Annotated in this window: 12 protein-coding genes; 8 read left to right on the forward strand and 4 right to left on the reverse strand. The window is 36.3% G+C overall.

Annotated elements, in window-relative coordinates; genetic code table 11:
• The first annotated feature begins 83 nt into the window (after positions 1-83).
• Positions 84-467, forward strand: a complete 384-nt coding sequence (locus tag AC1UFB_RS14265) for a hotdog fold thioesterase (protein WP_061785396.1) — start codon at positions 84-86, stop codon at positions 465-467.
• Between the two features lie 230 nt (positions 468-697).
• Positions 698-1,312: a 3'-5' exonuclease KapD gene (kapD, locus tag AC1UFB_RS14270; protein ID WP_100346663.1), complete on the forward strand. Its 615-nt coding sequence runs from the start codon at positions 698-700 to the stop codon at positions 1,310-1,312.
• Between the two features lie 35 nt (positions 1,313-1,347).
• On the opposite strand, the gene kapB is transcribed toward kapD, so the two are convergent.
• Positions 1,348-1,731 (reverse strand): kinase-associated lipoprotein KapB, encoded by a 384-nt coding sequence (kapB, locus tag AC1UFB_RS14275; RefSeq protein WP_025908070.1) that lies wholly within the window; start codon positions 1,729-1,731, stop codon positions 1,348-1,350.
• A 75-nt stretch (positions 1,732-1,806) separates the two neighbouring features.
• On the opposite strand from kapB, the gene AC1UFB_RS14280 reads away from it, so the two are divergent.
• Both AC1UFB_RS14280 and AC1UFB_RS14285 read left to right on the forward strand, forming a co-directional pair.
• Positions 1,807-1,992: a hypothetical protein gene (locus tag AC1UFB_RS14280; protein WP_061785394.1), complete on the forward strand. Its 186-nt coding sequence runs from the start codon at positions 1,807-1,809 to the stop codon at positions 1,990-1,992.
• A 98-nt stretch (positions 1,993-2,090) separates the two neighbouring features.
• Positions 2,091-2,621 carry a superoxide dismutase family protein gene (locus tag AC1UFB_RS14285; RefSeq protein ID WP_100346665.1) on the forward strand — a complete coding sequence of 177 codons (531 nt, stop codon included), beginning with the start codon at positions 2,091-2,093 and terminating at the stop codon, positions 2,619-2,621.
• Positions 2,622-2,656: 35 nt separating this feature from the next.
• Here the strand turns inward: AC1UFB_RS14285 and AC1UFB_RS14290 are convergent, their stop codons facing one another.
• Positions 2,657-3,145, reverse strand: a complete 489-nt coding sequence (locus AC1UFB_RS14290; RefSeq protein WP_328101134.1) for an aminotransferase class I/II-fold pyridoxal phosphate-dependent enzyme — start codon at positions 3,143-3,145, stop codon at positions 2,657-2,659.
• 205 nt (positions 3,146-3,350) lie between these two features.
• Positions 3,351-4,178 (reverse strand): alpha/beta fold hydrolase, encoded by an 828-nt coding sequence (locus tag AC1UFB_RS14295; protein WP_061785392.1) that lies wholly within the window; start codon positions 4,176-4,178, stop codon positions 3,351-3,353.
• A 159-nt stretch (positions 4,179-4,337) separates the two neighbouring features.
• On the opposite strand from AC1UFB_RS14295, the gene AC1UFB_RS14300 reads away from it, so the two are divergent.
• The 3 genes from AC1UFB_RS14300 (at position 4,338) to yugI (ending at position 6,604) form a co-directional block, all read left to right on the forward strand.
• The gene (locus AC1UFB_RS14300) at positions 4,338-4,838 is read left to right on the forward strand and encodes an Lrp/AsnC family transcriptional regulator (protein ID WP_061785391.1); all 501 of its coding nucleotides are present in this window, start codon (positions 4,338-4,340) and stop codon (positions 4,836-4,838) included.
• Positions 4,838-5,998, forward strand: a complete 1,161-nt coding sequence (locus tag AC1UFB_RS14305) for an aminotransferase (RefSeq protein ID WP_100346667.1) — start codon at positions 4,838-4,840, stop codon at positions 5,996-5,998. Before AC1UFB_RS14300 ends, AC1UFB_RS14305 begins: the two co-directional genes overlap by 1 nt.
• Positions 5,999-6,205: 207 nt before the next feature.
• A complete protein-coding gene (yugI, locus tag AC1UFB_RS14310) occupies positions 6,206-6,604 on the forward strand; it encodes a S1 domain-containing post-transcriptional regulator GSP13 (RefSeq protein ID WP_025908077.1) in 399 nt (132 codons plus the stop codon).
• A gap of 33 nt (positions 6,605-6,637) precedes the next feature.
• Here yugI and AC1UFB_RS14315 read toward each other — a convergent pair whose 3' ends face one another.
• Entirely contained in the window at positions 6,638-6,868 is a 231-nt protein-coding gene (locus AC1UFB_RS14315; RefSeq protein WP_025908078.1) for a DUF378 domain-containing protein, read from the reverse strand.
• 217 nt (positions 6,869-7,085) lie between these two features.
• Here AC1UFB_RS14315 and AC1UFB_RS14320 point away from each other — a divergent pair, with 217 nt between their 5' ends.
• Positions 7,086-8,249 carry an iron-containing alcohol dehydrogenase gene (locus AC1UFB_RS14320; RefSeq protein ID WP_061785389.1) on the forward strand — a complete coding sequence of 388 codons (1,164 nt, stop codon included), beginning with the start codon at positions 7,086-7,088 and terminating at the stop codon, positions 8,247-8,249.
• Positions 8,250-8,327: the final 78 nt, after the last annotated feature.

Raw genomic sequence — 8,327 nt, forward strand, 5'->3', positions numbered from 1 at the left:
ACTTTTTTGGCTCTAAACAGGAAAAAACATTAAACTGAAAATTGCGTCAACATTTATGCAACACTAGTGAGCGGAGGGATAAGATGAATACTGATAATACGTTATTAAGTACGCTAGGCATCGAAATAATTCACGCTAGCAAAGATTATGTAGAAGCGACCATGCCGGTAGATGAACGAACAAAGCAACCTTTTGGTTTACTACATGGCGGAGCATCTGTCGCATTAGCAGAGACAGTTGCTAGCTTGGGAGGGTTTTTAAGTATTGATCAAGAGCAGGAAATATGCGTAGGCTTAGAAATTAATGCAAATCATATTAAAGGAAAAAGAGATGGCGTAGTGACAGCTGTTGGTAAACCAATTCATAAAGGAAAAAAAACAGCTATCTGGGAAGTGGCGATTGTAGATGAGAAAGATGATCTAATTTGTATTTCCCGCTGTACGTTAGCAATACTGCCAAAAAAATAGCAAAAAGACAGGCTGTAAAAGTAAAAAAATTATAAAAGATATGGTGGATATCCTAATCATAGAGACATGCTTTGGAATATAGTAATAACAAAGCATTCTTTTTTTATTGTCCAAAAGAATATTCATAATATTATAAAATATCAATAGAAATAAACCTATCTTTTGCATAAGCGTGCTATAATTATAATAGCAGTCTCGTAGGCAGGTTTATTTAAAAAGGGGTGATAAAGATGAACAATTATGAACACTATGTCTTTATTGACTTTGAATTTACAATGCCCGAATACAAAGGGTATCCCAAAGGCTTTTTTCCTGAAATTATTGAAGTAGGGTTAGCTGCTGTAAGAAACCAAGAAATACAAGACCGCTTTTCTTCGTATGTTAAACCCACTAGTTTTCCAAAGTTAACGGATCGCTGTAAAAGTTTTCTGCACATTCAGCAGAAACACGTAGATGATGGAATTACATTCGAACAGCTAATTCAGCAGTTAGGTCAGTATGAAAGCAGTACAATTATCACTTGGGGAAACATGGATATGAAAGTGCTCAAGCAAAATTGTCAAAAGCAAGGCTTGAAGTTTCCTTTAAAAGGAAAAGAAGTAGATTTGTCTATGGAATATAAGCGTTTCTTTGGAGATCAAAATCAAACAGGTTTATGGAAAGCTGTTCAAGAATATGGAAAAGAAGGAACGGGTAAGCATCACTGTGCGCTTGATGACGCTATGACTACATTTAATATTTTTAAGTTGGTAGAACAAGACAAACGCTATTTACAAAAGCCTGAACCTACTACAATTGGTGATCGGGTCGACTTTTCAAAGTTATTAAATAAATTTGCATTATAAAAGCCAAGTCACCGTAATGTGAATTGGCTTTTTGTTTAAAGTTTATAATCTTTTTGCAGTTGTTCGAGGCATTCAATACTTCTTGTTGCATAAGAATTATCTTTTAAAGAGAGCTCATGTATCAGTGCTGTTAAAGCATTCTCTAATGAATCTTTATATTGTGGAATCTCAGTTGTATATGCTTTAACCATTGGTTTTGGAATATTAGCTTGCTCGTTAAAAGCTAATGCACGGCGTTCATGAAAGAATGGAACATCTACTTGTTGAGGGTTATGTAAATCTCCTTGTTGAGGATGTTTGATAACCGCTTTTACTCGTACTACATAATGCTGGTCGCGTACTTGTGTAATTTCTCCAATGTATTTTCCAGTTTTGTATAAAGCAGTTACAGAATCACCAATTTCTAAACTCATATTTATCTCTCCTTTAAGTAATGTTCTATTTATTATTATAAGTCATTATAGTTTAAAGTTCATAGAGAAAGGGTGAAAATGATGCAAGCGATAATCATGAATCTATATCTTTATTTTCCAGAAGATAAAACAGAGTATATTCCAGCATTTATATGGATGTTTGTGTTTTTTATAGGAGCATTTCTGACATGGAGGTTTGTTATTAAAGTTTCCAAAAAAGAAGAAGAGAAAATAAAAGAGCTAGAGCGAAAACATTCAGCAGAGTGACCGTTTGTTCAGATAATAATGCAAGCGTTTAAAAATGAAAGTTGCTGGACAATCTATGGGAAGGTGAACCATAAGGGAATCTAAGATTGGAGGGCAACATGAAGAAGTTACTACTAATTGGCTGCATACCATTAGTAATGTTAGTGGGCTGTGGTGAAAAAGACATTTCGAATAAAGAAGTGAAAGTATATAACGCTGATGGAGATAGCTTAGGTAATATAAAGCTAAAAGAAGTATCTGACGGCGTAGAGATTACGTATCAATTGAAAGGACTACCTCCTGGTGAACACGGTGTACATATACATGAAAAAGGCGTGTGCAAAGCTCCTACGTTTAAAACAGCAGGTAATCATTTAAATCCAGATGATAAAAAGCATGGATTACTTCACCCGGATGGTCCAGAGGCTGGTGACTTAAAGAACATTATCGTAAAAGACGATGGGACTTTTGATGGGACAGATATGGCCCCTGAAGTGACATTAAAAGAGGGGAAAGGCTCCCTCATTAAAACGATGGAAGGCTCTTCTATCATTATTACAGAAAATAAAGATGATGGTATGTCTCAACCAACTGGAGATTCTGGTGCGCGAATTGCTTGCGGTGTTATTAAGAAAAAACAAGAAAAATAAACCAAAAGGACGCCTAAAAGCGTCCTTTTTTTAGGTTAAGACAGAGCAGCTTTTAACTTCTTTAAACCTTCTTTTAGCTGTTCTCGAGGGCAGCCGATGTTCAATCGAATAAAGCCTTTCCCTTCAGCTGCCCCGTATTTCACACCGCTTTCAACAGCGATTCCCCCTTTTGTTAATAGCAAGTTATGCAAATCTTCATCAGACATATTTAAAGCTCGGCAATCGATCCATAATAAGTAAGTCCCTTCAGGATTAATCACTTTGAGGGAAGGTAGGTTTTTTTTAATAAAGCTTCTAGTAAAGTCAATGTTCTCTTGTAAATATGCTAGCAGTTCGTTCAGCCAAATTTCTCCATGTGTATAAGCAGCCTCTAGGCCAATTGTACCAAATGTGTTTAATGTGAAAAAGCCTTGTTTGTGCTGCTGTTGTTGATATTTTTCGCGTAATTCGTTATTTGGGATGATAATTGCTGAAGCTTGTAAGCCAGGAACATTAAAGGTTTTGCTTGGTGCTATGCACGTAATGGTACGATTTTCAGCATCTTCATTTTTAGGTGATTTTTAAATCTATCAAAGAGATTTAAATGACGATACGATGTCTTTATTCTGAATGCTTTGTCTTGAAAAAGTCAAAGAAGTTGCTGTCGAATGCTTAAGAGAAAAAACGCAATGCTTTTTAAATAAATGATAATAGCCCTGTCTTGTTGACAGGACTATATCTTTTTTAGTATTAGCTTGATAAGAAATCCACCATATAATTTCGGATATCGTCCGGGCACTCTTCCGGTAACAAATGTCCCGTGTCTTTTAACGAAATAAAAGTAGAGCTTGGCAAATCTTGTTGAAGCTTCTTACCTAAATGAAGAGGAACTACCCTGTCTTCTTCTCCCCATATCAACAAACTTGGTTTGTTAATTTTACGCAGATCTTTTTCTGATAAGTCTCCTTCTCGATCACGAATCATCTTTGATAATGACATGAAGATACGGTCGTCTAAAAACGGAGCGGTATACCCTTCAATCATTTCTTCATCAATAAGATCGTGGTTAAAAACGACATTTTGAAGGTTAGCTTTAACACCTTTGCGAGCTAGCCAAGTCTTGACCCATAAATAAAAAAATGGTAAATGCGACGACATAACGAGACCAGAATGCAATCGTCCTAGATAGGCAGAGCTACAAAGTAAAACTAGCTTGGATACGTATTGTGGCTGTAACTTAGCGATGTTTAAGCAAATTTGACCACCCATTGAGTGACCAGATAAAATCACTTGTTCTAACTTTAAATGCTCAATGATTTCTAAAACAGTTTTTGCTAAATTTTCATACGAATAGTGAAAAGTTAGTGATTTTTCACTTCGACCAAATGGTGGTAAGTCTATTGCAACAATTGAGAATTTCTGTTTCAATAATGGAATGAGTCTTCTAAAGCTAAAGCTAGATGATAGAAATCCGTGTATGAATACAATTGTTGGCTTTTTAGGGTCAAAATGATGTAATTCATAATATACGTGTACATTGTTAAATGAACGATAGTGTGCTGTCTCCGTTTGGATCATTTGTTTCTTCACTCCAGCTATCTTTTTTAACAGTTTGCCCAACTATCTTATTTAGTTACATGCAAAATATAGAAGATGAACGTCAAATCTCAATGACTTATGAAATTTGTTATAATGTAAAAAGTGGGAATATTTGATTATTTTCAGGAGGTTATTTACATGTTTTTAGATGAAAAAGAATTAGAAATACTTGAGATTTTAGAAAGAAATAGTCGAATTTCAATAGATACAATTGCTAAGATGGTTGACCTACCCCTAGATGAAGCGACGCTGATTGTAAAAAAATTAGAACGTGAAAAAGTAATTGTTCAATATTCTACCGATATCAACTGGCGCCGAGTGGATGGGCATGAAGGCGTAACGGCTATGATTGACGTTAAGGTAGCTCCTAAAAGAGGCGTGGGGTTTGATGAGATTGCTGAAAGAATTTATCGATTCCAAGAAGTTAAGTCTGTTTATTTGATGTCTGGAGCTTATGATTTATCTGTTATTATCGAAGGGAAATCAATGTCTGAAGTAGCATTCTTTGTTTCGGAAAAACTTTCAACATTAGATTCGGTATTGTCCACAACGACGCATTTTATTTTAAAAAAATACAAACATGACGGAACGATTTATGAACAAGGTGATGAAGACCGTAGAATCGTGGTGTCTCCGTAATGAAAGAACGCTTGTCTAAGACAGTACAGAGCTTACAACCATCAGGAATTAGACGTTTTTTCGATTTAGCAGCGAGTATGGATAATGTTATCTCTCTTGGTGTTGGGGAGCCAGATTTTGTTACATCGTGGTCCGTACGCGAAGCCAGTATTTTATCACTTGAAAGAGGCTATACATCCTATACAGCGAATGCAGGTTTACTTGAGCTTCGTCAAGAACTAATGAATTATATGAAAAAGCAGTTTGGCGTTTCATATGATTATCAAAATGAAATTTTAGTTACGGTTGGAGGTAGCCAAGCATTAGACGTGGCAATGCGTGCTATTATTAATCCTGGTGATGAGATCATTGTTGTAGAGCCAAACTTTGTTTCATATAGTCCACTCATAACGTTAGCTGGAGGTGTTCCAGTTCCTGTTGAAACAACGGCAGACACGGAATTTAAACTGCAGCCAGAACAGATTGAAGCGGTTATTACAAAACAGACAAAAGCGCTCTTGCTTTGTTCTCCCAATAACCCAACAGGTAGTTCATTAACTAAGGCGGAACTTAAAGCAATTGCTGATATTGTCATAAAATATGATTTATTGGTTATTACAGATGAAATTTATGCAGAGCTAACCTACGACGAACCATTTACATCGATTGCTTCCATTGGTGCAATGAGAGATAGAACCATCATTGTCTCCGGCTTTTCAAAAGGTTTTGCAATGACAGGCTGGAGATTGGGATATATTTGCGCACCAGTAGATCTGTTACAAGCCATGTTGAAAATTCATCAATATACTATGATGTGTGCACCAACAATGGCCCAATACGGAGCAATTGAAGCGCTGAAAAACGGGTCACACGATGTAGAAGAAATGAGAAAAAGTTATCGACGAAGACGGAATTATATGGTCAAATCATTAAATGAAATTCAGCTTTCGTGCCATACACCAGGAGGGGCTTTTTATGTGTTTCCATCCATAAAAAAAACCGGCTTAACTTCTGAGCAATTTGCTGAACAGCTTCTCTTAGAAGAAAGAGTGGCAGTGGTGCCAGGTAGTGTTTTTGGGCTAGGAGGAGAGGGACACGTACGCTGTTCTTATGCTTCTTCCATGGAATCCTTAGAAGAAGCTATAAAACGTATTGGCCGTTTCATGCAAAATAAGTTATAATAGAAGAACCATGCTAATGAGCCATGTCAAAAGTTAGCATGGTTTATTTTTTGCGGATAGAATCAATTTTCTATTTATAATTTAAGGGAAATATGGGAAATAATAAAGTATAATAAATATAACTAGTTTTTGATTCAAAACGTGAACTGTGCTATAATTTTAAATTGGCTATAATGATGAAAATAAAAGGTATTTAGGAGTGTTCATATGTCAAAATTTGAAATCGGTACTGTTACAAAAGGAAAAGTAACGGGCATTCAACCATACGGTGCATTTGTTGCATTAGATGAAGAAACACAAGGTCTAGTTCATATCTCAGAAGTTAAACATGGCTTCGTAAAAGATATCAACGAGCACCTATCAGTTGGTGACGAAGTAAACGTGAAAGTTTTATCAGTAGATGAAGCAACTGGTAAAATTGGTTTATCAATTCGTGCTACAGAGCCAGCTCCAGAAAAAACAGAAGCAGCGCCTAAAAAGCAAGCAGCTAAAAAGCGTCAAGCAACTGTACAACACACTGAGTCCACTCAAGGATTCAACACATTAAAAGAAAAATTAGAAGAGTGGATTGAGCAATCAAACCGCGAAGATCTAATTAAAAAATAATGTTTAAAAAGCGCACTGCAGTGCGCTTTTTTCTTAATGGGTTGTTCTTGGTTCAGTACGCTCTACCTCTTCAGATGGTTTAAATAATAAGCCTAAGTTAATTAAACCAGCGATTCCCACTAATCCGTATACAATGCGAGAAAGGGCAGCAGATTGTCCACCGAAAATAGCTGCTACTAAATCGAATTGAAAAAATCCAATAAGTCCCCAGTTAATTGCTCCAATAATCGTTAATACTAACGCAAATCGTTGAACACCACTCATCTATTCTCCTCCTTTCTTTTTTCTTTTTGTATTCACTCATTAGCTTTAGACGTTTAAGAAAAAATATTCGTGGAAAGAAACAAAGGAGAACATAGGCAAAAACGTTAGATAAATGCAGAGTGAAAAGAAGGGTTTTCGGAAATAATCTGTGAAAAGTCACTTTGCTTTACATCTTATTTATCGTTGTTCATAATGATGATTATTAGGAGGTTTTCTTATGAAAAATTTCACTTTTTATAATCCAACAAAATTAATTTTTGGTAAAGGCCAATTAGAACAATTAAAAACAGAAGCAGCTCGCTTCGGTAAAAAAATATTAGTCGTATACGGTGGGGGAAGCATTAAACGAAACGGTTTATACGACCAAGTAATGAATGAGTTAAAAGAAATCAATGCAGAAGTATATGAGTTAGCGGGTGTTGAGCCCAACCCTCGTTTAACAACAGTAAGACGCGGAATTGAACTTTGCAAAGAACACGATATTGAGTTCTTGTTAGCAGTAGGTGGAGGAAGCGTAATTGATTGTACAAAAGCAATCGCTGCAGGTGCTAAATATGATGGCGATGTGTGGGATATTATTAATCGTGACGCTGTAGCGAAAGAAGCTCTTCCTTTTGGAACAGTTTTAACTCTAGCAGCAACAGGTTCAGAAATGAATGCAGGTTCTGTTATTACAAATTGGGAAACAAATGAAAAATACGGTTGGGGAAGCCCTGCTACATTCCCACAGTTTTCTATTTTAGATCCTGTTAACACATTTACAGTACCACAAAATCAAACTGTTTACGGTATGGTTGATATGATGAGCCATGTGTTTGAACAGTATTTTCATGATGCAACAAATACACCGCTTCAAGACCGCATGTGTGAAGGGGTTTTACGAACTGTTATTGAAACAGGCCCTAAATTAATAAATGATCTGGAAAATTATGAACTTCGCGAAACAATTCTATATAACGGTACAATTGCTCTAAACGGCATGTTACAAATGGGTCACCAAGGTGACTGGGCAAGTCATAACATCGAGCATGCAGTATCAGCTGTCTATGATATTCCTCATGCAGGTGGTTTGGCTATCTTATTCCCAAATTGGATGAAGCATGTTATGGATGAAAACGTAGAACGCTTCAAGCAAATGGCTGTACGCGTATTCGACGTCAAGACAGAAGGTAAAACAGATAAAGAAGTCGCTCTAGAAGGTGTTGAAAAGCTTCGTGAATTCTGGACAAGCTTAGGTGCTCCAACGCGCTTAGCTGATTATGAAATCGGTGAAGACAAATTAGACCTTATGGCTGATCGTGCAATGGCTAAAGGCGAATTTGGTCGTTTTAAAAAGCTAAATCGCGATGATGTAATGGCGATATTACGCGCTTCTCTATAATAAAAAAATGGGGCTGTCCAAAAAGTCAGTAAAAGCTGATTTTTTGACAGCCCTCTTTCTGGATTTTTTTTTGAAAAA

It is taken from the genome of Priestia sp. KCTC 13724, assembly GCF_056820425.1.